This is a genomic window from Oryzobacter telluris, from assembly GCF_043099285.1.
Lineage (GTDB): Bacteria > Actinomycetota > Actinomycetes > Actinomycetales > Dermatophilaceae > Oryzobacter > Oryzobacter telluris.
Genome location: NZ_CP170723.1, coordinates 2,620,656 through 2,645,152, shown reverse-complemented (window position 1 = coordinate 2,645,152; position 24,497 = coordinate 2,620,656). Strand labels below are relative to the sequence as shown.

18 protein-coding genes and 1 riboswitch are annotated in these 24,497 nt (G+C 74.5%); of the genes, 14 read left to right on the top strand and 4 right to left on the bottom strand.

Annotated elements, in window-relative coordinates:
* Positions 1-98 precede the first annotated feature (98 nt).
* From ACFLFB_RS12130 to ACFLFB_RS12115, 4 genes are all read left to right on the top strand, one after another.
* Positions 99-386 carry a hypothetical protein gene (locus ACFLFB_RS12130; RefSeq protein ID WP_392542436.1) on the top strand — a complete coding sequence of 96 codons (288 nt, stop codon included), beginning with the start codon at positions 99-101 and terminating at the stop codon, positions 384-386.
* A complete protein-coding gene (locus ACFLFB_RS12125; RefSeq protein WP_392542435.1) occupies positions 383-1,591 on the top strand; it encodes a hypothetical protein in 1,209 nt (402 codons plus the stop codon). Before ACFLFB_RS12130 ends, ACFLFB_RS12125 begins: the two co-directional genes overlap by 4 nt.
* Positions 1,592-1,648: 57 nt before the next feature.
* The gene (hrpA, locus tag ACFLFB_RS12120; RefSeq protein WP_392542434.1) at positions 1,649-5,485 is read left to right on the top strand and encodes an ATP-dependent RNA helicase HrpA; all 3,837 of its coding nucleotides are present in this window, start codon (positions 1,649-1,651) and stop codon (positions 5,483-5,485) included.
* Between the two features lie 80 nt (positions 5,486-5,565).
* Complete coding sequence (locus tag ACFLFB_RS12115) at positions 5,566-6,489, top strand: proteasome assembly chaperone family protein (RefSeq protein ID WP_392542433.1); 924 nt, start codon at positions 5,566-5,568, stop codon at positions 6,487-6,489.
* Positions 6,490-6,579: 90 nt separating this feature from the next.
* Here the strand turns inward: ACFLFB_RS12115 and ACFLFB_RS12110 are convergent, their stop codons facing one another.
* A complete protein-coding gene (locus tag ACFLFB_RS12110; protein ID WP_392542432.1) occupies positions 6,580-8,280 on the bottom strand; it encodes a DNA polymerase in 1,701 nt (566 codons plus the stop codon).
* A 117-nt stretch (positions 8,281-8,397) separates the two neighbouring features.
* Here ACFLFB_RS12110 and ACFLFB_RS12105 point away from each other — a divergent pair, with 117 nt between their 5' ends.
* From ACFLFB_RS12105 to ACFLFB_RS12080, 6 genes are all read left to right on the top strand, one after another.
* Positions 8,398-9,147: a hypothetical protein gene (locus tag ACFLFB_RS12105; protein WP_392542431.1), complete on the top strand. Its 750-nt coding sequence runs from the start codon at positions 8,398-8,400 to the stop codon at positions 9,145-9,147.
* A gap of 103 nt (positions 9,148-9,250) precedes the next feature.
* On the top strand, positions 9,251-9,718 hold the full coding sequence (locus tag ACFLFB_RS12100; protein ID WP_392542430.1) for a DUF1232 domain-containing protein: 468 nt from the start codon (positions 9,251-9,253) through the stop codon (positions 9,716-9,718).
* Positions 9,719-9,967: 249 nt separating this feature from the next.
* Positions 9,968-11,041, top strand: coding sequence for a DUF4192 domain-containing protein (locus ACFLFB_RS12095; RefSeq protein WP_392542429.1), 1,074 nt, complete (start codon positions 9,968-9,970; stop codon positions 11,039-11,041).
* A 150-nt stretch (positions 11,042-11,191) separates the two neighbouring features.
* A riboswitch (SAM riboswitch) is annotated at positions 11,192-11,301 on the top strand.
* Between the two features lie 15 nt (positions 11,302-11,316).
* Complete coding sequence (locus ACFLFB_RS12090; protein ID WP_392542428.1) at positions 11,317-12,447, top strand: homoserine O-acetyltransferase; 1,131 nt, start codon at positions 11,317-11,319, stop codon at positions 12,445-12,447.
* 59 nt (positions 12,448-12,506) lie between these two features.
* Positions 12,507-12,902 (top strand): universal stress protein, encoded by a 396-nt coding sequence (locus tag ACFLFB_RS12085; RefSeq protein WP_392542427.1) that lies wholly within the window; start codon positions 12,507-12,509, stop codon positions 12,900-12,902.
* 232 nt (positions 12,903-13,134) lie between these two features.
* Positions 13,135-14,757, top strand: coding sequence for an RNA polymerase sigma factor (locus ACFLFB_RS12080; RefSeq protein ID WP_392542426.1), 1,623 nt, complete (start codon positions 13,135-13,137; stop codon positions 14,755-14,757).
* 136 nt (positions 14,758-14,893) lie between these two features.
* Here ACFLFB_RS12080 and ACFLFB_RS12075 read toward each other — a convergent pair whose 3' ends face one another.
* The 3 genes from ACFLFB_RS12075 to ACFLFB_RS12065 are packed head-to-tail and all read right to left on the bottom strand — an operon-like array spanning position 14,894 to position 19,421.
* Positions 14,894-17,251, bottom strand: a complete 2,358-nt coding sequence (locus tag ACFLFB_RS12075) for a transglutaminaseTgpA domain-containing protein (RefSeq protein ID WP_392542425.1) — start codon at positions 17,249-17,251, stop codon at positions 14,894-14,896.
* A complete protein-coding gene (locus ACFLFB_RS12070; RefSeq protein ID WP_392542424.1) occupies positions 17,248-18,507 on the bottom strand; it encodes a DUF58 domain-containing protein in 1,260 nt (419 codons plus the stop codon). Before ACFLFB_RS12070 ends, ACFLFB_RS12075 begins: the two co-directional genes overlap by 4 nt.
* 2 nt (positions 18,508-18,509) lie before the next feature.
* Entirely contained in the window at positions 18,510-19,421 is a 912-nt protein-coding gene (locus tag ACFLFB_RS12065) for an AAA family ATPase (protein ID WP_392545417.1), read from the bottom strand.
* 584 nt (positions 19,422-20,005) lie between these two features.
* On the opposite strand from ACFLFB_RS12065, the gene mraZ reads away from it, so the two are divergent.
* The 4 genes from mraZ to ACFLFB_RS12045 all read left to right on the top strand — a co-directional run bounded on the left by mraZ (position 20,006) and on the right by ACFLFB_RS12045 (position 24,497).
* Positions 20,006-20,449 carry a division/cell wall cluster transcriptional repressor MraZ gene (mraZ, locus tag ACFLFB_RS12060; protein ID WP_392542423.1) on the top strand — a complete coding sequence of 148 codons (444 nt, stop codon included), beginning with the start codon at positions 20,006-20,008 and terminating at the stop codon, positions 20,447-20,449.
* Positions 20,450-20,648: 199 nt separating this feature from the next.
* The gene (rsmH, locus tag ACFLFB_RS12055) at positions 20,649-21,629 is read left to right on the top strand and encodes a 16S rRNA (cytosine(1402)-N(4))-methyltransferase RsmH (RefSeq protein WP_392542422.1); all 981 of its coding nucleotides are present in this window, start codon (positions 20,649-20,651) and stop codon (positions 21,627-21,629) included.
* Positions 21,626-22,183, top strand: a complete 558-nt coding sequence (locus ACFLFB_RS12050; RefSeq protein ID WP_392542421.1) for a hypothetical protein — start codon at positions 21,626-21,628, stop codon at positions 22,181-22,183. Before rsmH ends, ACFLFB_RS12050 begins: the two co-directional genes overlap by 4 nt.
* 40 nt (positions 22,184-22,223) lie before the next feature.
* A complete protein-coding gene (locus ACFLFB_RS12045; protein WP_392542420.1) occupies positions 22,224-24,497 on the top strand; it encodes a peptidoglycan D,D-transpeptidase FtsI family protein in 2,274 nt (757 codons plus the stop codon).

Sequence of the window (24,497 nt, the reverse complement as noted above, 5' to 3'; positions counted from 1 at the left end):
ACCCCGTGGCCGGTGGGTGACGGGACGGTGACCTGCGGGTTCCGGGGCCTGTGGACAACTCGGCGGACGGTTCGGCGCGGCGACCTAGCGTGGCGTCCATGACGACGATCCGGGTGGATGCCGCGGCGGTCGCCGAGCTCGGGGTGGCGCTCGCCGAGACCGGTGCCGACCTCGGCCTGCTCGGCGACCCCGGCGCCGAGCGGTGGGCGCTGGGCCCGGGGGACACGGGCCCGGCGGTCGAGGACCTGCTCGGGGGCTGGCGCCGGGTGCGGCTGGCCTTGGCCGAGTCGCTCACCGCGCTGGGGGAGTCGGCCGTGGGCGCGGGCGGGCTCTACCTCGACACCGAGGCAGGGGTGCGCCGGTCGCTCGGGGGTGGCTCCTGGTGAGCCCACCGCTGCGGCCGCTGCCGGGCGACCCCGGGGCCGTGCGCCACCTGGCCGGGTCGCTGCGGGCCACGGGCGAGCGGCTGGGGGCGATCGCCGCCACGCTGGCGCGGCTGCGCGACGGCGCCGTGTGGGAGGGCAGTGCCGGCGAGGCCTTCGGCGCGCGAGTCGGTGACGTGCCACCGGTGCTCACCGCCGTCGCCGAGCGGTTCGTCGGGGCGGTGCCACCCCTGCTGGCGCTGGCGACGGTGCTCGAGGAGGTGCAGCCCGTCATCGGGGCCGCGGTCCATGACGACGACGCTGCCACGGTCGCGTACGCGGCGCTGGAGGACCGGGTGGTGGGGCTCGTGGCGTCGGGGTCCACCGAGGACGACCCTGCCGTCCTCGTGCTGCGCCACCTCCAGCGTGAGCAGGTGGAGGTTCAGGTCAGGGCGCGGGGGCGGCACGCGGCGGCGGTCGGGCGGTTCCGGGAGGTCGACGCCCGGGCCGCCGCGTCGCTGCGGGCCCTGACCTTCGACGACCTCGGCGACTCGGTGGTCTACCGCGCGGTGGCCACGGTCAGCGGCACCGGGCGAGGGCTCGCCTCCCTCGGGGCCCTTGCCCCGGTGGCACCCGAGCTGTTGCCCGTGGCCCTCGTCGGTGACGCCGCGGCCTCCGTGTCGGACGCCGCCCTGTACGCGGCCTACGGCGAGGGGTCGGCGGGGGCGCTCGCCACCGACGCGGCCCTGTGGGCCACGGCCGGGGTGGGGCGCGTGCTGCGGTACGGGTCGGTGGTCGGGGCCGAGGCGACCGCCACCGGCGCCCGGACCACGCAGGTGCTCACCCGGCAGCAGCGGGTGGCGCAGGGTGCGGTCGAGACCGTCAGGGCCCGTCGCGACGCCCTCCGGTCGGCGTTCGCAGGTGTCCCCGCACGCGGCACGCCCAGCGCGCTCATCGGGGGCCCGGCCACCCGCAGCCCTCGCCTCCCGGACGGGGCGACCGTGGCCGAGCGGGCCTCCGCGGCGGCCCGGGCGGCGGCCGAGCGGGCGCGGGAGGCCGCCGCCGACCAGGTGCGACGCCGCGTCCTCGACGACTGGCGGCTCGCCTCGGCCAACGGTGCCTCCGCCCAGAAGATGTACGCGACCGGCGTGACCCTCGAGGTGGCCGGCACGGCGGGCACCAGGGCCGTCGAGCACCAGCGCGACGACCGCGCCGCCGGGGGCCGTTGACCGGGGCGGGTGAAACGCGGTCGGGGCCGCGGGGGTGGCCGACCTATCCTGTGGCGCATGCCCGCCCCGCTCGTCGACGCCGTCGACCCTGCCCGGCTGCGGTACCCCGAGCACCTCCCGGTCGTCGAGCGGCACGACGACATCATGGCCGCCATCCGCGACCACCAGGTCGTCGTCGTGGCGGGCGAGACCGGCTCGGGCAAGACGACCCAGCTGCCGAAGATGTGCCTCGAGCTCGGCCGCGGCGGCGCCACCGGCCAGGTCGGGCACACCCAGCCCCGGCGGATCGCCGCGCGCTCGGTGGCCGAGCGCATCGCCGAGGAGATGGAGGTCGAGCTCGGCGAGATCATCGGCTACCAGGTCCGCTTCACCGACCACAGCAGCGACGCCACCCGCGTGAAGGTGATGACCGACGGCATCCTGCTCAACGAGATGCAGCGCGACCGCGACCTGCGCCGCTACGACACGATCATCATCGACGAGGCGCACGAGCGGTCGCTCAACATCGACTTCATCCTCGGCTACCTCAAGCAGCTGCTGCCGCGGCGCCCCGACCTCAAGGTGATCGTCACCTCGGCGACCATCGACCCCGAGCGCTTCGCCCGCCACTTCGGCACCGACGAGCGCGGCGAGGTCGTCCGCGAGGTCCCGATCATCGAGGTGTCCGGACGCACCTACCCGGTGGAGGTCCGCTACCGCCCGCTGCTGGAGCTCGACCCCGACGGCCGGCACGTCGTCGCCGAGCGCGACCAGGTGACCGGCGTCGTCGAGGCCGTCGAGGAGCTGTGGACCGAGGCGCCGCCCAGCGCCGACGCCACCGACATCCTCGTGTTCTTCTCCGGCGAGCGGGAGATCCGCGACGCCGCCGACGCGCTCACCGCCCTCAAGCTGCCGAACACCGACGTGCTGCCGCTGTACGCCCGGCTGTCGGCGGCCGAGCAGCACCGGGTCTTCCACCGCGGTGGGGGGCGGCGCATCATCCTCGCGACCAACGTCGCCGAGACCTCCCTCACCGTCCCCGGCATCGGCTACGTCGTCGACACCGGTACGGCGCGCATCTCCCGCTACAGCCAGCGCACCAAGGTCCAGCGCCTGCCGATCGAGCCGGTGAGCCGGGCCAGCGCCTCGCAGCGCGCCGGTCGGTGCGGCCGCGTGGCCGCGGGCGTCTGCATCCGGCTGTACTCGGAGGAGGACCACGAGGCGCGTCCCGAGTTCACCGAGCCCGAGATCCAGCGCACCTCGCTCGCCGCGGTCATCCTCCAGATGACGGCGCTCGGCCTGGGCGACATCGCCCGCTTCCCTTTCGTCGACGCCCCCGACGCCCGCCAGGTCGCGGACGGCATCCGGCTGCTCGAGGAGCTCGGGGCGTTCTCCACCGAGGACAAGGGCGGGGGACGTCATCGAGGACGAGGGCGCCGCCTCACCGCCGTCGGCCGCACCCTCGCCCGGCTCCCGCTCGACCCCCGGCTGGCCCGGATGGTCGTGGAGGCCGGGAAGCTCGGCTGCACCCGCGAGGTGCTCGTCATCGTGGCGGCGCTGTCGATCCAGGACCCGAGGGAGCGCCCCGCCGACAAGGAGGCCCAGGCCGACCAGTCGCACGCACGCTTCAAGGACCCGACCTCGGACTTCGCCTCGCTCCACACCCTGTGGCACTACCTCAAGGACCAGCAGAAGGCGTTGTCGCACAGCGCGTTCCGGCGCACCTGCAAGGCCGAGTACCTGCACTACCTGCGGATCCGCGAGTGGCAGGACCTCCACTCCCAGCTCCGCCAGGCCTGCCGCTCGGTGCGCATCGACGCCGACCTCGCCACCGCTGGCCGCGACGCCGACCCCGACTGGGACACCGTCCACAAGGCCGTCCTCGCCGGGCTGCTCTCCCACGTCGGGGTCCGCGACGAGGTGAAGCGCGAGTACGCCGGGGCGCGCGGCGCCCGCTTCGGCATCAGCCCCGGGAGTGCGCTGTTCCGCAAGCAGCCGGACTTCGTCATGTCGGCCGAGCTCGTCGAGACGACCCGGCTCTGGGCGCGGGTCAACGCCCGCATCGAGCCCGAGTGGGCCGAGGAGGTGGGGGCGCACGTCGTCACCCGCACGGTGAGCGAGCCGCGCTGGAGCAGGAAGGCCGGCGCCGCCGTGGCCACCGAGCGGGTCACGCTCTTCGGCGTCCCGCTAATCACGGACCGCACCGTCCAGTACGCCGGGATCGACGCCGAGGCGGCCCGCGACATCTTCATCCGCTCCGCGTTAGTCGAGGGCGACTGGGACCCGGTCCACGACTTCTGGAAGGCCAACCAGCGCACCCTGCAGCGAGTCGAGGAGCTGGAGGAGCGGGCCCGGCGGCGCGACATCGTCGTCGACGACGAGGTCGTCTTCGAGTTCTACGACAGCCGGATCCCGCCCGACGTCGCCACCGAGCGGCACTTCGACCGGTGGTGGCGTGGCGAGCGGCGCCGCCGGCCCGACCTGCTCACCCTCACCGAGGAGCTCCTCACCTCCGCCGCAGGCGAGGAGGTCTCGGCCACCGACTACCCCCGCACCTGGCGCCAGGGCGACCTCGAGCTCGACGTCACCTACCAGTTCTCGCCCGGGACGGCGGCCGACGGCGTGACCGTTCACGTGCCCGTCACCGTCCTCAACCGGCTGCGCTCCGACGGGTTCGACTGGCAGGTGCCCGGGCTGCGCGACGACCTCGCCGTGGCCCTCCTCAAGTCGCTGCCCAAGGCCACCCGTCGGCACTTCGTCCCGACGCCCGACCACGCGATGGCCGCGCTGGCGCAGGCCGACCCGGGGCGCGGCACGCTCGTCGAGGAGCTGGGCCGGGTCCTGTTCGAGCGCACCGGGATCCGCATCCCCCCGGGGGAGTGGGACGTCGCGCGCGTCCCCGACCACCTGCGCATCACGTTCAGCGTCGAGGGGCCGAAGCGCCGGGTCGTGGCCCAGGGCAAGGACCTCGAGGCGCTGCGCGAGCGGGCCGGGGGTGCCGTGCGCGAGGGCGTGGCGCACGCGGCCGCGTCCATCGAGCGCGCAGGCCTCACGGTGTGGAGCGTCGGCGCGGTGCCCGAGACCTTCGAGGGGCGCAGCGGCGGACAGACGGTGCTCGGCTTCCCGGCCCTCGTGGATGAAGGCGCCTCGGTCGGGCTGCGCGTCCTCCCCGACGCCGGGGCCGCCCGAGCCGCCCACCTGCGCGGCGTGCGGCGGCTGCTCCTGCTCAACACCTCCGCCCCGTGGAAGCGGGTGCTCGCCCGGCTCTCCAACGCCCAGAAGCTCGCCCTCGCCGACAACCCGCACGGCTCGGTCCCCGCGCTGCTCCAGGACTGCCTCGACGCCGCCGTCGACGACCTCGTGGCCGAGCACGTGCCCGGCGAGGTGCGCACCCCCGAGGCCTTCGAGTCGGCGCTCGCGGCCGTGCGCACCCACGCGGCCACCCGCGTCCTCGTCGTCGTCGAGGCCGTGGAGCCGGTGCTCGCGCGCGCCGCGGCGGTGCGCCGCGCCCTCGACTCCCTGGCTCGCGGAGCGGCGGCCGACCGCACCGCCGCCACCCGCGCCGACGTCCGCGCCCAGCTCGACAGCCTCGTGCGGCCCGGGTTCGTCGCGGCCACCGGTGTGGCCCGGCTGCGCGACGTCCAGCGCTACCTGCGCGCGATGGAGCACCGCCTCGAGCGCGCGGCCACCAACCCGCGCGAGGCCCTGCTCCAGGAGCAGGTCGACGGCGTGGAGGCCGCGTACGCCGACCTGCTCGAGTCCCTGCCGGCCGTGCGCCGCGCCGCCGCCGACGTCACCGACATCGGGTGGATGGTCGAGGAGCTGCGGGTCAGCCTGTTCGCCCAGACCCTCGGGACGGCCGGGCCGGTCAGCGAGAAGCGGGTCCGCAAGGCCATCGCCGACATCGAGCGGTAGCGACCCCCGGAACCGGGAATCCCCGTGGGGCGCCCGGGCGTTGTCCCGGCACGAGGTCCTCCCCGTGAAAGGCTCATGCCGTGCAGAACCCCACCGCGCTCTACCGCTTCGAGACCGACGCCGAGCTCGGCGTGCCGCGCCCCGGCGTGCTCGTCGTGGCCCTCGGCGCCTTCATCGACGCCGGCCACATCCAGCAGGTGCTGAGCGGCCACCTCCTCGAGACCGGCGACCCCGAGGTCGTCGCGTCCTTCGACGTCGACCAGCTCCTCGACTACCGCGGCCGCCGCCCGGCGATGGTCTTCGACACCAACCGCTGGGTCGAGTACGAGGACCCGGCGATGCTGCTGCACCGCCTCACCGACCGCGACGGCCAGACGTACTACCTCCTCACCGGTCCCGAGCCGGACTACCAGTGGGAGCGCGTCATCGAGGCGATCCGCGAGCTCATCGGGCGCCTCGGCATCACCCTGGTCGTCCACACGCACGGCATCCCGATGGCCGTCCCGCACACCCGCCCCGTGGGGATGACGGCGCACGCCACCGACGCCGCGCTCATCGGCGACACCGCCTCGCCGTTCGGCCGGGTGCAGGTGCCCGGGTCCATCGGTGCGCTCCTCGAGCTGCGCCTCGGTGAGGCCGGGCAGCAGGCCGTCGGGTTCGCCATCCACGTGCCGCACTACCTCGCGGGCTCCGAGTTCGCCGAGGGGGCGCTCGCCGCGCTCAACGCCGTCGTCGACGTCACGGGGCTCAACCTCCCCAACGACGACCTCGTCACCCGCGCCCGGATGAACCAGCAGGCCATCGCCGCCGAGGTCGACACCAACGACGAGGCCAGCCAGGTCGTCAGCGCCCTCGAGCAGCAGTACGACGCGTTCGTCGAGGGCCAGCAGCGCCCCAGCCTGCTCGCCACCGAGGCCTCCCAGATCCCCTCCGCCGAGGAGCTCGGCGAGGACTTCGAGAACTTCCTGCGCACGGTCGCCGACGACGACCCAGGCCGCTCCTGACGCGAGCGGCGCCTCCGGGCGAGGCCCCGGACGAGCTTCCCTCGTCCGGGGCCTCGCTGCGTCCGGGGTGGGTGGCGGTCAGTGACCGTGTCAGTCCTTGGCGTCGGACCAGCGGGCGATGACCGAGGTGTCGGAGACGAACCGCACCGGCGCGCCCCGGGCCCAGCGGCGTGAGGCGTCCTCGAGGGCGCGGTCGACCCGGGCGGCGACCTCGGCCGCCTGCTCCACCGGCACGTGGACGAGCAGCTCGTCGTGCAGGCAGAGGACGACCTGCGCCCCGAGGTCGCGCGTGGTGGCCCGCACCGTGGCCGCCCAGGCCTTGAACAGCTCGGCCGCCGCCCCCTGGATGATGGCGTTGCGGGCGAACCGACCGCGCGCGGCATCGAGCTGGGGGTCGGCGCCGACGGGGCTCGAGGCGAGGAAGCGGCCCGTGGGGATGAGCCGCCCGCCCCAGGTTCGGAGCGGTTCGCCGCGCCGGCCGGAGTCGTACGCGCGGTCGAGCAGCGCCATCGCCACGGGGTAGGCCCGCTCGAGGCCCTTGAGCGCCTCGCCGGCCGCGCCGCTGCGCTGGCCGTACATCGCGGCGAGGACGGCGATCTTGGCGACCGGGCGGTCGACGCCGAGGCGCTGGGCGACGGGGGCGTAGAGGTCGTCGGCGCGAGTGGCCGCGGCGAACGAGGCGTCGCCGGAGACCACGGCGAGCACCCGCGGCTCGATCTGCCCGAGGTCGGCGCGCACGAGGACGTGCCCCGGGTGGGCGGCAACCCCCGGGCGCAGCGCGGCAGGGAGGTTGTGCAGGCCGTTCTCGGCGGTCATCCGGCCGGCGGCGCCGTCGCAGGCGGTCCAGTGGCCGCGCAGCCGGTCGTCGGGGCCGACGTGGGCGTCGAGCCAGCGGTAGCCGTAGGTGGTGGCGATGCGCTCGTCGCGCCGCCAGTCGAGCAGGGCGTCCACGAGCGGGTGCACCGACCGGTACGGCTCGAGGACCCACTTGCGGGTGTTGGGCACGTCGACCCCCACGGCGGCCAGGAGCTCCTTGACCTGCGCCGGGTTGCGCAGGTCGGTGGACTCGCGGCCGGGGGCGTGCCGCAGGACGAGGGCGTCGCGCTCGCGGCGGGAGGCGGCGTCCTCGGCGTCGGTGGTGGGGCGGGGCCCGGCGGAGGCCGCGACGAGCTCCTCGGTGCGGGCGCGGTCGAGCGGCAGTCCGTCGCGGTACAGCTCGACGCACATCAGCGCCGCCGCCGACTCGGCGTGCACCGTGCCGACGAGGCGCGCGCTGGTGCGTTCGGCGGCCTCGTGCTGGAGGTGGGCGGTCTCGAGGGCGGCCCGCGCCCACGCCTCGAGGTGGCCCGGGTCGCGCAGCCACTCGGCGTGGTCGCCGCGCAGGTGGCCGTCGGGCAGGGCGACGGCGGCGGGGTCGGTGGCGGCCCGGTCGGAGACGAGCTCGAACAGGTCGCCCGTCGGGGGAGCGGCGACGCCGTCGGGGGAGAGGCCGTGCGCCACGGCCCAGGTGAGCCCGGGCTCGGCCGCCCAGCCCCCCTGCATCAGGCGGTGCGCCTCGGCCACGTCCCACGCGCGCTTCGGTGCGATGCCGGCGGCGACGAGGGGGGTGGCCGCGGCCTCGGCGGACCACCACACCCATCGTGGCGAGCGGTCGTCCTCGAGGAGGCGCGCCGCCTCCATCGCGGCATCGAGGGGGAGAGTCCGGGCGCCCTGGGCGGTGACGAGCGCGGCGTGGCGCGGACCGGGCCCGGGGGGCGTGACGGCGAGGGCCACCACGTCTCCCGGGATCATGGCCGAAGCGTAGGGGGCCGGTCCGTCAGGGGCGTCGCACCCCCGGTGACGTGGCAGGATCGAACCACGAGGCACCGGCCGACCAGGCCGGTGCGCGATGGTCCGAGGAGGACTCCCGTGGACATCCCCGGCTTCGGCAAGGGCCGCACCCGCAAGGCCGTCAAGGACGTCCGCAGCGCCCTCGACACGGCCAAGGACGGGCCCCGCGACGAGGGGGCCCTCGGCAACCAGGCCACCCGGCTCGTGCAGAACATGCTCGACCTCGGCATCGACGGCAAGGGCCCGTTCGACTCCGCCACGGAGGTCGCCGACCGGGCGCTCGCGTCCTCGGGCGGTGACGTCGAGAAGGCCGTCGCGTCGGTCGTCCGCACCCACCTGCGCCTCGGCGGCGCCGCCGGGTTCGTCACGAGCCTGGGCGGCTTCATCACCTGGCCGGTGGCGCTGCCCGCCAACGTGCTCGGGTTCTACCTCCTCGCCACCCGGATGACGGCCGCCGTCGCCCGGCTGCGCGGCCACGACATCGCCACCGAGCAGATCCGCACGGCGGTGCTGCTCACCCTCGTGGGCGCCGACGCCGACGACCTCCTGCGCAAGGCCGGGATGGTCGCGCCGGGCGGGCGGATGGTCAACCTCGCCGCCCAGCGGCTCCCCGGGCCGGCGCTCATGGTCGTCAACAAGGGCGTGGGGTTCCGGCTGCTCGCCACGGTGGGCAAGGGGACGCTGTCCAAGGTCGGGCGGTTCGTCCCGGTCGTCGGCGGCGTCGTCGGGGCCGGGCTCGACGCCTGGATGCTCAACCGGGTCGCCGACAACGCGCGCCGCGAGTTCCCCCGCGCGGCGGCAGGCCACATCGCGGCCGGTCCGGCGTAGGTCGTCGGTTCGGCGGCCGCGGCGGGAACGGGAGCCGCGCGCCGGACGTCGTTCGTTTCGTCAGCACGGAACCGCGTCGGTTCCGGTACCACCAGGAGGACCCATGCCATCTCGTGCCAACCGTCTCGTGGCCGTCGGTGCCGTCTACAAGGCCGTGCAGAGGGCCATGCGACCGGGAGGGCCGACGCTGGGGGAGAGGGCGTCCGCCGTGCCCCGTCTCGCCAAGGCGGTGGCCAGCGGTGACTACGTCGGGCTGTCCAAGGGTCGGCTCGCGCTGATGCTCGCGGCGGCGGGCTACATCGCCTCGCCGGTCGACCTGCTGCCCGAGGGGATCTTCGGTCTCCTCGGCCTCGCCGACGACGCCATGGTCCTGGGCTGGCTGGCCACCCAGCTCGTCGAGGAGACCGAGTCGTTCCTCGAGTGGGAGCGCTCGGTGGGGCGCACGCCGCGGGGCGAGGCGCCGGCGTCACCCGGGTCGTCGACCGCGCCGGGGTCGTCCTCGGCCGCGGGGGCTCCCCGGCCGGAGCGCCCGGCCTCCAGCTCGACGGTGCGCGGAGACGTCGTCCCCTGACGCTGGCTCGCCCCTGGGCTGCTCGGCGGTTCGAGGTGAAATCCGACCCTGAGGTGGTCGCCTTTCACCTCGACCCGATGTGGGGATGCGCGATTCGAGGTGAAACCCGACCCTGAGGTGGTCGCGTTTCACCTCGACCCGTCGGATGGGTGGGCGGGCTCTGTCCACAGGTCGGCCCGAATCCCGGTTGTCCACAGGGCAGAAGACCAACTCTGGTGCCGCCGCGCTGTGCCGACGAGCGTGGTCGGCATGACAGCAGACATCACGCTCCGGGGACCCGACGAGGTCATCGCGGTCCTCCCGTACCAGCTCGGCTACCACCCGCGGAACAGCGTCGTCGCGGTGGCGCTGCGCGGCCGCTCGATGGGGATGGTCGCGCGCACCGACCTGCCCCCCGAGGAACACGCCGTCGAGGCCGCGGCCTCCCTCGTCGGACCCCTGATGCGCGACGGGGCCACGGCCGTGGTCGTCGTCGCGTGGGAGGACGCCCCCGACGCGAGCACGCCGGTCCTGCTCTCCCTGGTCGAACAGCTCGAGGAGGCGGGGGCGGAGGTCGTCGACGTCGCCGTGGTCCGCGACGGGCGACGCTTCTCGCCGATCTGCTCCGAGGCGTGCTGCCCCGCCGACGGCGAGCCGCTGCGCGACCCCACCACCGTCCCCGCGGTGGCCGACCTCGTGGCCCTCGGCCGGGCGCCGCTGCCCTCGCGCGACGACGTCGACCGGCTCGTCGAGCCCGACGGCGCCCGGGACGAGGGCGTGGCACGGGCCATCGCCGCCCGGGCGGACCGGCGCCCCGGGCGCCGACGATGGGCCAGGGCGTGGGGGCGCCTCCTCGAGCCCGGTGCCGGCAGCGACCCACCCGATGACGTCGTCGTGGCCGATGCGGTCCTCGCCCTCGCCGACGTCGGATGGCGCGACGGCCTCATCGGCTGGCTCTCCCCGGGGGTCCTGCCGTCCCGGGAGGTCGAGCCCGCGGTGCTGGCCCTGCTGCGGACCTCGGTGCCCCTGTGGCCGACGCCCGCGCGCCGGGCACCGGTCGTCCGCACCGACCACCCCGCCCTGCTGGGTCGCCTCCTCGACGTGTGCCGGGCCGTCCCGGACTCGTGCGACGGCGAGGCCGCCGCGATCTGCACCGTGGCTGCCCACGTGGCGTGGGCCGACGGTGAGGGAGCGGTGGCCAGGGCGGCACTCGAGCGGGCCCTGCGCCTCGTGCCCGACTACCGCCTCGCCGACCTGCTGGTCCGGCTCGTCGACGGCGGCGTGCGCTTCCCGCGCGGCCCCGGCCGGCCGCACGGCGACGCCGGCCTGAGGTCTGTGGGATGAGCCCGGTGGACGGCAGGGGACCGGCGCTGATGAGGTCACCGGTCGGTCGACGAGGCCCGACACGCGACGGCCCCGGACCGGTGACGGTGGGGTGTTCGGGTGGCGGACGAGCCCGGACGCGCGACGGGCCCCGCGGGTACCATGGGTGCCGGTCATGAGTCCCAGTGCCAAACCCCGGTTTGCTGGGCGGCAACCCTCCTCGCGGTGGGGTGCCCCGGGTGATGACCTGGCCCCACCGAACGGTGTGGCAAGCGCGAGCTCGAGGAGCACCTGTCATGACGGCCACCCCGACGAGGACGACCGGAGCGGTCTGGCGTCCCGGTGACCCCGTCGGCGACCGCCGCTTCGCCGTCATCGGCGACCTCGCCCTGGAGCGCGGTGGCGTCCTCCCCGACGTCACGGTGGCCTACGAGACGTGGGGGACCCTCTCGCCGTCGGGCGACAACGCCGTCCTCGTCGAGCACGCCCTCACCGGCGACAGCCACGTCGTCGGCGACACCGGCCCGGGCCACCCGTCCGCCGGCTGGTGGCCCGACCTCATCGGCCCGGGAGCGCCGCTCGACACCGACCGGCTCTTCGTGGTGGCGAGCAACGTCCTCGGCGGGTGTCAGGGGACGACGGGGCCCTCCTCGGCCGCACCCGACGGACGCCCGTGGGGCAGCCGCTACCCGTTCACGACGATCCGCGACCAGGTGGCCGCCGAGGCCGCGCTCGCCGACCACCTCGGCATCCGCCGCTGGCACGGCGTGCTGGGCGGGTCCATGGGCGGCATGCGGGCGCTGGAGTGGGCGACCGGCCACCCCGACCGCGTCGAGCGCGTGCTCGTCGTCGCGTCCACCGCCTACGCGACGGCCGACCAGGTGGCGTGGTGCCAGCCGCAGCTCCTCGCCATCCGCGCCGACCCGGCCTTCCGCGGCGGCGACTACTACGGCACGGACGACTGGCCCCTCACGGGCATGGGCATCGCCCGTCGCATCGCCCACACCACCTACCGCCACGAGGCCGAGCTCGACGAGCGCTTCGGGCGCCGCCCGCGCACCGGAGAGGACCCCCTCGGCGGCGGGGGCCGCTACGACGTCGAGTCCTACCTCGACCACCACGCGACGAAGCTCTCGCGCCGGTTCGACCCCAACAGCTACCTCGTCCTCACCGAGGCGATGAACAGCCACGACGTCGGTCGTGGCCGCGGGGGACTGGCCGCGGCGCTGGGTCGCTTCGAGGGCACGCTGCACGTCGCCGGCGTCACGACCGACCGCCTCTACCCGTTGCGACTCACCGAGGAGATGGCGGCGGCCCGGCCCGGTACGGGCCTGTCGGTGGTCACCTCGCGGCACGGGCACGACGGCTTCCTCGTGGAGACCGAGCAGGTCGGCGTGCTGATCCGCGAGGTGCTGGGGGGCCGCTGAGCAGCCCCTGCGGTACGGTCGGCTGGTCGGACACCGTTCGTTCGCCCCAGGAGGACATCGTGACCATCGTCGTCGGCTTCGTTCCCACCAAGGAGGGGCGCGCCGCCCTCGCGCGAGCCGTCGAGGAGGCCCGGACCCGACAGGCTCCGCTCGTCGTCATCAACTCCAACCGCGGCGGTCGCGACTTCGACGACGACACCGTGCGGGCCGCCGAGTCCGAACTCCAGCGGGCGCAGGACGAGCTGACCGGTGCGGGCCTCTCGGTCGAGGTGCGCCAGCTGGTCCGGGGCAACGAGCCGGCCGAGGACCTCATCGCCGTCGCCAACGAGACCGACGCCGACCTCATCGTCATCGGGCTGCGCCGCCGCACGCCCGTGGGCAAGCTGATCCTCGGGTCGAACGCGCAGCGCATCCTGCTCGACGCGCCCTGCGCAGTCCTCGCCGTCAAGGCCTGAGCGGAATCGGACCGGCTCCACCGGCGTTGAACGAGGCGCGTCGAAACCGGACGATGTGCCTGATCAGCCCTCTCCGATTTATAATGTCTGTGCGCACCTGGTTCAGACCCCCCGAGCGACAGCCGGGACGGACGAGCCGATGACGCACCAGGACCCTCCCCGCCGCCCCCGGACCACACTCCCGTGTGTCCCGGAGTCGGCCTCCCGCGACGAAAGGTTGTCGGTGTCGCCTGTGTCCACGAAGCCCTCCGAGTCCACTGCGCTCCCGCCGGAGTTCTCCCACCAGGCACTGCAGTCCCTCGTGCTCCAGGGAAGGACCACGGGCTCGGTGACGGGCGAGCAGGTCGCCGACGCGATGCGTGCCGCCGACGTCAAGCCGTCCCGCGGCCGGGTCGTGCTGCGCGCGCTCGGTGAGCAGGGCATCACCGTGGCGATGGACCTCTCCACGGGGGTCGCCGCCGCCGCCACCCGCACCGCCGCGAAGAAGACCACGTCGGCGCCGGCGACGAAGAAGGCCGCCGCCAAGACGACGACCGCGAAGAAGGCCGCCGCCGACACCGACGACGCGCCCGCCGCCACCAAGACCGCCGCCAAGAAGGCGCCGGCCAAGGCGACCACGACGAAGAAGGCCGCCGCCGCGGCCGCCGGTGAGGGCGCTGCCCCCGCCGCGAAGAAGACCGCCGCGAAGAAGGCGACCGCCGCCACGTCCAAGGCCGCGGCCAAGGACGGCGACGACGAGGACGCCCCCGAGGACCTCGAGGAGGTCGTCGTCGAGGAGGTCGTCGTCGTCGAGGAGGCCGACACCGACGCCGCCGACGGCGACGAGGACGAGGACGGCACCGCCAAGAAGGCGCCCGCCGCCGAGGACGAGAAGGAGGACGCCGGCTTCGTCATCCGTGACGACGACGAGGACGACGCCCCCGTCCAGCAGGTCGTCACCGCCGGCGCCACCGCCGACCCGGTCAAGGACTACCTCAAGCAGATCGGCAAGGTCGCCCTCCTCAACGCCGAGCAGGAGGTCGAGCTCGCCAAGCGCATCGAGGCCGGCCTGTTCGCCGAGGAGCAGCTGAACTCCGGCGGCAAGATCGACATGAAGCTCAAGCGCGAGCTCTGGTGGATCGCCCAGGACGGCAAGAAGGCCAAGAACCACCTCCTCGAGGCCAACCTGCGCCTCGTCGTCTCCCTGGCCAAGCGCTACACCGGTCGCGGCATGCTCTTCCTCGACCTCATCCAGGAGGGCAACCTCGGCCTCATCCGTGCGGTCGAGAAGTTCGACTACACCAAGGGCTACAAGTTCTCCACGTACGCGACGTGGTGGATCCGCCAGGCCATCACCCGCGCGATGGCCGACCAGGCGCGCACCATCCGCATCCCGGTGCACATGGTCGAGGTCATCAACAAGCTCGCCCGCGTGCAGCGCCAGATGCTCCAGGACCTGGGCCGCGAGCCCACCCCGGAGGAGCTGGCCAAGGAGCTGGACATGACGCCCGAGAAGGTCGTCGAGGTCCAGAAGTACGGCCGCGAGCCCATCTCGCTGCACACCCCCCTCGGCGAGGACGGTGACAGCGAGTTCGGTGACCTCATCGAGGACTCCGAGGCCGTCGTCCCGGCCGACGCCGTCAGCTTCACGCTCCTGCAGGAGCAGCTGCACAGCGTCCTCGACACGCTTTCCGAGCGCGAGGCCGGCGTGGTCTCGATGCGCTTCGGCCTCACCGACGGCCAGCCCAAGACGCTCGACGAGATCGGCAAGGTCTACGGCGTGACCCGCGAGCGGATCCGCCAGATCGAGTCCAAGACGATGAGCAAGCTGCGCCACCCCAGCCGCAGCCAGGCGCTGCGCGACTACCTCGACTGAGGTCACCGGCACGCACGACGAGGGCCCCGGGCACACGCCCGGGGCCCTTCGTCGTGCCCGCCCCACCCCGCGGCGAGTGCGGAAACGGTCGCCGGGGCAACCACTTCCGCACTCGCCGCGAGGAGGGGCGGTGGGCTCAGGCGGCGTCGGTGGGGGAGGCCGGGGGCGGGGGACCCGCGTCGTCATCGGACGCGCGCCGGAACGGCACCAGCCGCCCCAGGCCGGAGAACAGCGAGCGCCAGTGACGGCGTCCCTCCTCGGGGAAGAGCAGGGCCCGGGCCCGGTCGAGGCGGCGCCGGCGCGACAGCGCCCCGCGCCACACCGCGCGGGCGTCGTCGCCGACGTCGTGCAGCTCGCTGCCCGGCCGGGCGTAGCGCGCCTGCTCGAGCGTCGCGACGACCCGCCCGAGGGCGTCGGTCTCGTCCTGGGTGAGGTAGGCGGCCTTGCCGAGCTGACGGGAGGCCTGGCGGGGCGTGGACCCGTCGGGGGCGAGGTAGCCGATGTCCTGCAGGCGCAGCAGCAGCGACTGCCACTCGGCCTCCACCCGCTCGGCGTCGTCGGCGGCGTCACGTCGGGAGCGCCGTCGAGACAGCCACGCCCCGAGCGGCACGACCGCCGCCGCGAGCAGCACCAGCAGGGCGACGCCGATCGCCGTGAGGTGGTCGGAGGTGAACCGGATGACGCCGCCGGCCGCGCCGGACGTGCCGCCCGTGGTGTCGGCCCCGGTGTCGGTGCGGTCGCGGGTCGGCCCGGTGGAGGGGGAGGCGCTGGACGACGGCGTCGTCGCGGAGGCGCTGGGGGAAGACGAGCTGCCCGTGTCGGTGGGGACCAGGCTGTAGCCCGGGGCCGTGCCGCTCCGGCTGCCGGGCGTCGGCTCGAAGCGCACCCAGCCCAGCTGCGGGAAGCGCAGCTCGGGCCAGGCGTGTGCGTCGCTGATCCGCACGACGCGCTCGTCGCCGTCGGCCACTCCCGGGAGGAAGCCCACGGCCATCCGGGCCGGGATGCCCGCGGCCCGCGCCAGCATGATCATCGCCGAGGCGAACTGCACGCAGTACCCGCGCTTGGTCTCGAGGAAGCGCGCCAGCGGCTCCTCCGGGAGGGTCCGGTCGCCGGTGTCCTGGGCCAGCTCGAGGGAGTAGGTGTACGCGGTGCCGCGCAGGTGCGACTGGATGGTGCGCGCGATGTCGAGCTGCGAGTCGCCCGGGTCGGTGATCTCGTCGAGCAGCTCGCGCACGACGGTCTCCGCCCGGGGGTCGACGGTGAGGTCCTGCTCGTCGACGTCGCTCGCGTCGGAGGTGCCGCCGAACTGGTTCGCCTCGGGGTCGAGCTCGACGTACTCGGCGCTGTACTCGCCGACCGGGCGGGTCAGCTGGACCAGCCCGGTGGTGCTGATGTTCCACGACCCGTCGGGGAAGGGGCTGCCCGTGGCGTTCTCCGGCAGCGCGACCTGCGGGACGCCGATGTTGTTGTCGGTCACCGAGACCCGCTCGACGCGGCGGGGGACTGCGGGGCCGGCGGGCGGGTCGGGGATGCGGCCGTCCTGCGGCACGAAGGTGAAGTCGGAGCCCGCCGCCCACTGGCCGCGCCGGTAGGTGTCGAGGATGCCGACGCGCAACGGCTGCGGGTTCTCGGAGGTCGTCGTGTAGCGCAGCACCGGGTCGGTGGACTGGCTGCCGAGGTCGCGGGCGATGTCGACGCTCGTCGACAGCCGCACCGCGCCACCGCCACCGCCGCGCGCGTTCGAGCTGGACCCCAGCCCATCGGCGAGGAAGGTCGTGGGCAGGTGCGGCACGACGCCCGGCAGCACGACGGCCACGGCCAGCGCGGCGACCCCCACGATGCGTCCGGTGGTGGAGAAGACGGTGGTGGGGTCGGCGAAGGGCCCTCGGTTGCCGCGGGTGGCGGCGGTGCCCCACGCCCGCATCGCCCGCACGCCCTGGCGCCCCACGAGGGCGAGCCAGGCCAGGGCCGGCGGGACCGCCCAGAGGGCGCCCAGGCCCTCGCCGGAGTTGGTGGCCGACGACAGGAAGGCCGTGAGGAGGGGGATGCCGGCGGCGGCCGGCGAGCGGAACGTGACCGCACAGGCGTCGACCGCGACGGCGGTGAGCCCGATGAGCAGGCTCACCGCGAGGACGGTGCCGCGGTTCGCGGGCGCCGGGGCCGTGTAGTTGGTGACCGTCGTGTAGGCCTCGGTGAGCAGCACCCCGAGGGCGGCGCCGGTGTCGGGGACCGGGACGACGTTCTTCCACAGGTGCCCCTGCCCGTGCAGCAGCGCGGCGCCGTGGACCAGCAGGACCGCCTGGGCCGCCACGACGACCAGGCGCGACGACGTGACGAGCCGCACCCCCATCCCCACGAGGGCGACGAGGACGACGAGCAGCAGGCTCGGCCGGAACCAGTCGGCGGTCGGCGTGAACAGGGTCGTGAGCGGCAGCGCGACCGACAGGGTCGCCACCGCCGCGAGGAGGGCCTCGACCGGCCGGGCGCGGTTCACCGGACACCCACCGTCTGTGCCCCGACGACGGCCGACCAGGCGACCGCGGGCGTGGTGCGGGCGTCGACCACGGTCACGGTCCAGCCGGTGGCGCGCAGCACCTCGGCCGTCGCCTCGGCGGGCGCCTCGGCGCTGGACCGCGAGCGTCCGCCCCCGAACGAGGTCGGGTCGACCACCGTGGCCACCCCGGCCGAGCCGGGCTGGCGCAGCGCCGCGAGGGCGCGGGCGTCGTCGTCGCTCAGGGGTCCGCCGACGTAGACGACGAGGCCGCCCTGCGAGGTCACGGTGCTCGCGGCGTGGAGGACGGCCTTGAGCCCGTCGTCGGGCCCGGTGGTGACGCGGGCCAGGGTGTCGAGGCCGTCGTCGAGCGTCTCGTCGTGGTGGGCCCCGGTGTCCGAGCCGTGGTCGGCGGTCACGAGGTGCACGGCGTACCCGGCCGACTGGACGTGGGCGGTCACCGAAGCGGCCGTGGTGACGCACCACTCCAGCGAGCTGCTCCGCCCGGACCCGGCGTGGCCGCCGGCCCGGCTGTCGAGGAGGACGACCGCGCGGCGCTTGGCCGGGCGGTCCTCCTGGCGGACCATGAGCCCGCCGGTGCGCGCCGAGGCGGGCCAGTGGATGCGGCGCAGGTCGTCGCCGTCGCGGTACTCGCGGATGGTCTGGTCGTCCTCGCCGTGCAGGGCCACCATGTGCGGGATCGACCCCTCCGACCCGATGCCGCTGCCGAGCGACCGACCCGTGGGCAGGGCCACGACGCGGGGGAGGACGACGACCTCGGCCTGACCGCCCACGGCGGCCGCGCGCATCGTCAGCCCGAACGGGTCGCGCACCCGCACGGCGAGCGGGCCGATGCGGTGCACCCCGCGGGTGTGCGAGCGCACCGTGTACTGCACCTCCTGCGTGGTGCCGGGCCGCAGGGCGGGGATGACGAAGCGCGGCCGGTCGCCCAGCGCGTAGTCGATCGACTCCTCGGCCATGACGACGGGGGACGTCATCGCCTCGGCGTTGCGCACGACGACCGACACGACGGCCCGCTCGTCGATGGCGACGCGCGATGGGGCCGCGGTGCGCCGCACCTCGAGCCGCAGCCCGTGCCGGCGGACGAGGACGAGCGAGATGGCGACGAGGGCGAGCAGGAGCACACCGACCCGGGTGACGTCGCGCTGGCCGAGGAGGATCCCGGACGCGACGAGGACGAGCCCGCAGCCGGCGAAGGCCGCGCCGCGGGTCGTGAGGGAGCGTCGGAGCTGGCGCACGGTCAGCGGGTCGGTGCGGGGACCCGGACGCGCTGGAGGAGGTCGGTGACGACGTCGGTGGTCGACCGCCGCGCCATCTGGGTCTCCCCGGTGGGGATGAGGCGGTGGGCGAGCACCGGGATCGCCACCTGCTGCACGTCGTCGGGCAGGACGTGGTCGCGTCCGGCGAGGGCGGCGTGGGCGCGCGAGGCGCGCAGCAGGTGCAGGCTCGCTCGGGGCGAGGCGCCCAGGCGCAGCGCCGAGCTGGAGCGGGTGGCCGTGGTGAGGTCGACGATGTACTGCCGCACCGCGGGGGAGGCGTGCACGCCGCGCACGGCGTCGACCATCGCGGTGACGGCGGCGGCGTCGGTGACGGGTCGCAGGTCGTCGAGCGGGGAGGCGCCGCCGTGGACCTCGAGCATCTCCAGCTCGGAGCGCGCCGACGGGTAGCCCATCGAGATGCGCGCCATGAAGCGGTCACGCTGCGCCTCAGGGAGGGGGTAGGTGCCCTCCATCTCGATCGGGTTCTGGGTGGCCATGACCATGAACGGCTTCTGCAGCGCGTAGGTGGTGCCATCGACGGTGACCTGCGCCTCCTCCATCGACTCCAGCAGCGCGGACTGCGTCTTGGGCGAGGCGCGGTTGATCTCGTCGCCGACGACGACGTTGGCGAAGATCGCGCCGGGGCGGAACTCGAAGTCGCGCACGTCCTGGTTGAAGACCGAGACGCCGGTGATGTCGCTCGGCAGCAGGTCGGGGGTGAACTGCACGCGGCGCACCGAGCAGTCGATGGAGCGGGCCAGCGCCTTGGCGAGCAGCGTCTTGCCGACGCCCGGGACGTCCTCGACGAGGAGGTGCCCCTCGGCGAGCAGGACGGTGACCGCGGTGCGGACCACCTTCTCCTTGCCCTCGATGACCGAGTTCATCGCGGCCATGAGGGAGCTCGACACCTGGAGCAGCTGGTCGAGGGAGGCCCCCCGGGCCGTGGCGTCGACGGGAGGCCGGCCGCCGTCCGTGTCGGTCCCGCTCCGGCGCTCGTTCTCGAGGTCGCTCACTGCTCGTCCCTTCGTCGTCGTACCCGCCCCAACGCGCGAGTGTTGCGGGGCGTCCCCATGATCTTGCGCCACGAACGTGCCGCGGTGGAAGGAATCGGCGGACCGGGTCTCGTCTCGGTTCGGTCACGCCGCCCGCGGCCGTCCGCCACCACGCCCCACCTCGCGCTCCACCCCGCTCCACCCGCGGCCCCACCCCGCACCACCACGGGCCCTCCGGAGCGGGTGGACCCGCGTCGGAGCGGGGCGCCGAGCCCCCCACGCGCGCGCTGCGGGGCCCTTGCAGAGGGCGGATGGTGGGGAGGTGCCTTCTCCTGCCCCACTTCACACCACCACTTGTGACCTGCACGAACTCACGAGATTCAGCCGTTCGGCCAGCGAAATCGCAGACAAGTGGAGTCAAGGTGGAGTAAAGTGGAGGAATCCGGGGCAGCCGGGTGGGTCGAGACGGGTCGGGAGGTGCCGCCATGGACGAGTTCCTGGGCACCCACACGCCTCGGCTCGACGACAAGGGCCGCCTGTTCCTCCCCGCCCGCTTCCGCGGCGCCCTCGCCGACGGCCTCGTCGTCACCACCGGCCAGGAGGGCTGCCTCTACGTCTTCCCGACCTCGGAGTTCCACCGCATCTCCGCCCTGATGCAGTCCGCCCCCGGCTCCTCGCGCCAGGTCCGCGACTTCGTGCGCGTCTTCCGCGCGAGCGCCCACCCCGAGACCCCGGACAAGCAGGGCCGCGTCACCATCCCCGCCGCCCTGCGCACCTACGCCGGCCTCGACAAGGAGTGCACGGTCATCGGCAACGGCAACCGCGTCGAGGTCTGGGACTCCACCGCCTGGGACGCCTACCTCGCCGAGGTCATGCCCGCCTACTCCGCCTACTCGGTCGACACCGAGGAGGTGGTCCCCGGCCTCTGAGCCGGCTCACCACCCGACCGCCCCCGACGCCCACCCCCGACGCCCCGCACCTCGACCCGACCGCCGGCCTCCAGCCGACCCGCCTCCCGACGCGACTTCCCCCGCGCCGGGCACGGATCGGATGGGGACCAGCCGCCGGGTCGACCCGCACCCGGACCCCCGAACCGCCCCACCAGCACACCGAGAGGAGACGACGACGATGACCAGCAGAGGAGACGCCGCCGACCGGCACGTCCCCGTCCTGCGCGACCGCATCGTCGACCTCCTCGAGCCCGCGCTGCAGGAGCCGGGCGCCCTCTTCGTCGACGGCACCCTCGGCATGGGCGGCCACGCCCAGGCCGTCCTCGAGCGCTGCCCGCAGGCCCGCGTCATCGGGCTGGACCGCGACGAGGAGGCACTCGCCCTGTCGAGGGAGCGGCTCGCCGGGTTCGGTGACCGCTTCCTCGCGGTCCACGCCGTGTACGACGACATCGCCACCGTCCTGGCCGAGCACGCCGAGGGCACCGCCCGCGCCATCCTGTTCGACCTCGGCGTCTCCTCCCTCCAGCTCGACGAGGCCGACCGCGGCTTCGCCTACCGGCACGACGCCCCGCTGGACATGCGGATGGACCAGTCGACCGGCATCACCGCCGCCGACGTCCTCAACACGTACTCGCACGGCGACCTCGCCCGCGTCCTGAAGACGTACGGCGAGGAGCGCTTCGCCGGCCGGGTCGCCTCGGCGGTCCTGCGCGAGCGCGAGAAGGAGCCGTTCACCACCTCGGCCCGCCTCGTCGAGCTGCTCCGCTCGGCGATCCCCGCGGCCTCGCAGCGCACCGGCGGCCACCCCGCGAAGCGGACCTTCCAGGCACTGCGCATCGAGGTCAACGCCGAGCTCGAGGTGTGGGAGCGCGCCATCACCTCGGCCATCGGCGTCCTCGCGCCCGGTGGCCGCATCGCCGTCCTGTCGTACCACTCGCTCGAGGACCGCATCACCAAGCAGGCCCTCGCCGCCGGGGCGAAGAGCCGCACGCCCCCCGGCATCCCCGTCGAGCTCCCCGAGCACGCCGCCTACCTGCGCCTCCTCACCCGCGGCGCCGAGGTGCCGAGCGAGGACGAGCAGCACACCAACCCCCGGTCCGCCTCAGCCCGGCTCCGCGCCGCCGAACGACTCTCGCCCCCGAACGGAGCCCCCGAATGAGCCAGCTCGCACCGGTCAGGTCCGCCCCACGCCAGGGGGCGCGGCGGGCCACGACCACCGCACCACGCCAGCTGAAGGTCGTCACGCCCCCGGAGACCGCCGGCAACGGCGTCTTCCTCGCGCTGTGCGTCCTGCTGCTCCTCGGGGGCTTCGTCGGGGTCCTCCTCCTCAACACCGCGATGGCGCAGGGGTCGTACACGATGCGCGACCTCCAGCACCGCTCCGACGAGCTCGCCGACACCCAGGACGCCCTGCGCCACCAGATCGACGGCGTGTCCGGGCCGGGCCCCCTGGCCCAGCGCGCCCGCGGCCTCGGCATGGTCCCGGCCGAGACGGCGGCGTTCCTGCGCCTGTCCGACGGCAAGGTCCTCGGCGTGGCGAAGAAGGCCAAGGCCAACGAGCAATTTAGCGTGGTCACCGAGTCCAAGGCCCCCGCGAGGAGCACTGCCGTGCCGACGACGCCGTCGACCACCAGCACGCCGCAGTCGTCGGTGCCCGCGACCACCACGGGGGCCACACCGAGCACGCCGACCACCACGACTCCCGGCCACTGAGCCAGACCCCACGACGCCCACGACCGCCGGAAGAGACACCGTGACCCAGCGCAGGACCCCGCCGCCCGGAGGACGCGCCCGCCCGGCTGCCCCGGGTTCCGGCCGTCCGGCGGCCGGCACCTCGACGCGGGCCACGGGCCAGCGGTCGGCGGCGGCGCCGCGCGCGACGGCCCCCGCGGCCAGGGCCACCACCGCCAAGGCCACCGCCGCCAAGGCGGCCTCACCCAAGCCCACGGGCCAGAAGGCGACGACCCGGTCGGCGGCGGCCAAGACCTCCGCGACCTCCCGGACCGCCACGACCTCCCGCGCCGGCACGCCGCGCCCCACCGCACCGCGCACCGGCGCACCGCGCACCGGCGCGGCCCGCCCGGGCGCCGCGACGTCCGCTGCCTCGCGCCCCACCACGCGCCGCGCCACCCCCACCCGTCGTGGAGCAGGCGGCGGAGGCCGCGGCCGGCGTCCCGCCCCGGCCACCGGTGGCGGCCAGGCCGGCAACCCGCGCCGCCGGATGCGCTTCCTCACCGTCGCGACCCTGTTCGTCCTCAGCATCTTCGGCGCCCAGCTCGTGCGCATCCAGGGCTTCGACGCCCACGCCGTCGCCGAGGAGGCGCAGCTCAAGCGCGAGGCCGCGCAGATCATCCCCGCGAACCGCGGGCAGATCCTGGCCGCCGACGGCACCGTCCTCGCCTCGAGCGTCGTGCGCGAGGTCGTCGTCGCCGACCAGACCGCCGTGTGCACCTACGGCAGCAAGAAGCCCACGTGCGCCCCCGAGACCTCCGAGGCCGCCATCCAGAAGGCCGCGACCCTCCTCGCGCCGCTGCTCGACACCACCGTCTCCCAGCTCGTCCCCGAGCTCACCGGGACCAGCCGCTACCGGGTGCTGTCCAAGGACGTCACCCCGCTGACGTGGAACAAGATCGCCGACCTCGGCATCCCCGGCGTCTACCGCGACCGCCGTGAGACCCGCTCCGAGCGCACCTACCCGCAGGGCACCACCGCGGCCGCGCTCGTCGGCTACGTCACGGCCGACGGCAAGCCCGGCGGCGGCGTCGAGCTGATGGAGGACGCGCGCCTCCAGGGCACGCCCGGTCAGCAGACCTTCGAGCAGGGCCGCGACGGCACGATCATCCCGGCGGCCGCCCGCTCCACCACCCCGGCGGTCGACGGCAACGACGTGCACCTCACCATCAACTCCAGCCTGCAGTGGTACGCGCAGAACTCCCTGGCCCAGCGGATCAAGGAGACCAAGGCCGTCTCCGGCACCGTCGTCATCATGAGCGCGAAGACCGGCGACCTGCTCAGCGTGGCGTCGTACCCGACCTTCGACCCGGACACCGACGTCGGCAAGAGGGGCGCCAAGCTCGGCAACTACGCCTTCTCCGACGTCTTCGAGCCCGGCTCGACCTCCAAGGTCATGACGATCTCCGCGGCGCTGGAGGAGAAGACGGTCACGCCCTCCACGCCCGTCATCATCCCCAACCGCCTGCCCCGCTACGACTACAGCTTCAAGGACAGCCACGAGCACGCGACGCTCTACCGCACCGTCGCCGGCACCCTCGCCGAGTCGAGCAACATCGGGACGATCCTCGTCAGCGAGACCCTCAAGCCCAAGACGCTCGAGACCTACTTCCGCAAGTTCGGGCTCGGCTCGCTCTCGGGCACCGGGTACCCGGGGGAGTCGCGCGGCCTGCTCGCCAAGAGCGAGGACTGGAGCGGCTCGCAGCGCGCCACGGTCGCGTTCGGCCAGGGCGTGTCGGTCACCGCGATCCAGGCGGCGTCGGTGTTCCAGACCATCGCCAACGACGGCGTCCGGGTGTCTCCGCGCCTCATCGACAGCGTCACCGAGGCCGACGGCACCACGACCCACATGCCGGCATCCACCCAGACCCGGGTCGTCTCGCACGGGACCGCCGCCGACGTCAGCCGGATGCTCGAGGGCGTCGTCAGCCCCGACGGCACCGCCGAGGAGGCCCAGATCCCCGGCTACCGGGTCGCGGGCAAGACCGGCACCGCCGACTACTACGACTCGCGCGTGGGCAAGTACAGCGGCCACACGGCGAGCTTCATCGGCTACGCCCCGGCCGACGACCCCGAGATCGTCGTCGCCGTCATCGTGCAGAAGCCGACCTACCCGTTCTTCGGTGGCTACGTCGCGGGCCCGGTGTTCAAGGACGTCACCACCTACGCCCTCCAGGAGCTGAAGATCCCGCCGACCGGCAAGAAGGCGACCCCCGTCACCCTCAAGGTCGACCCGAAGGACGCGCAGGCCGACCCCACCCTCCTGCGCAACGGCAAGAAGCGCACCCCACGGTAG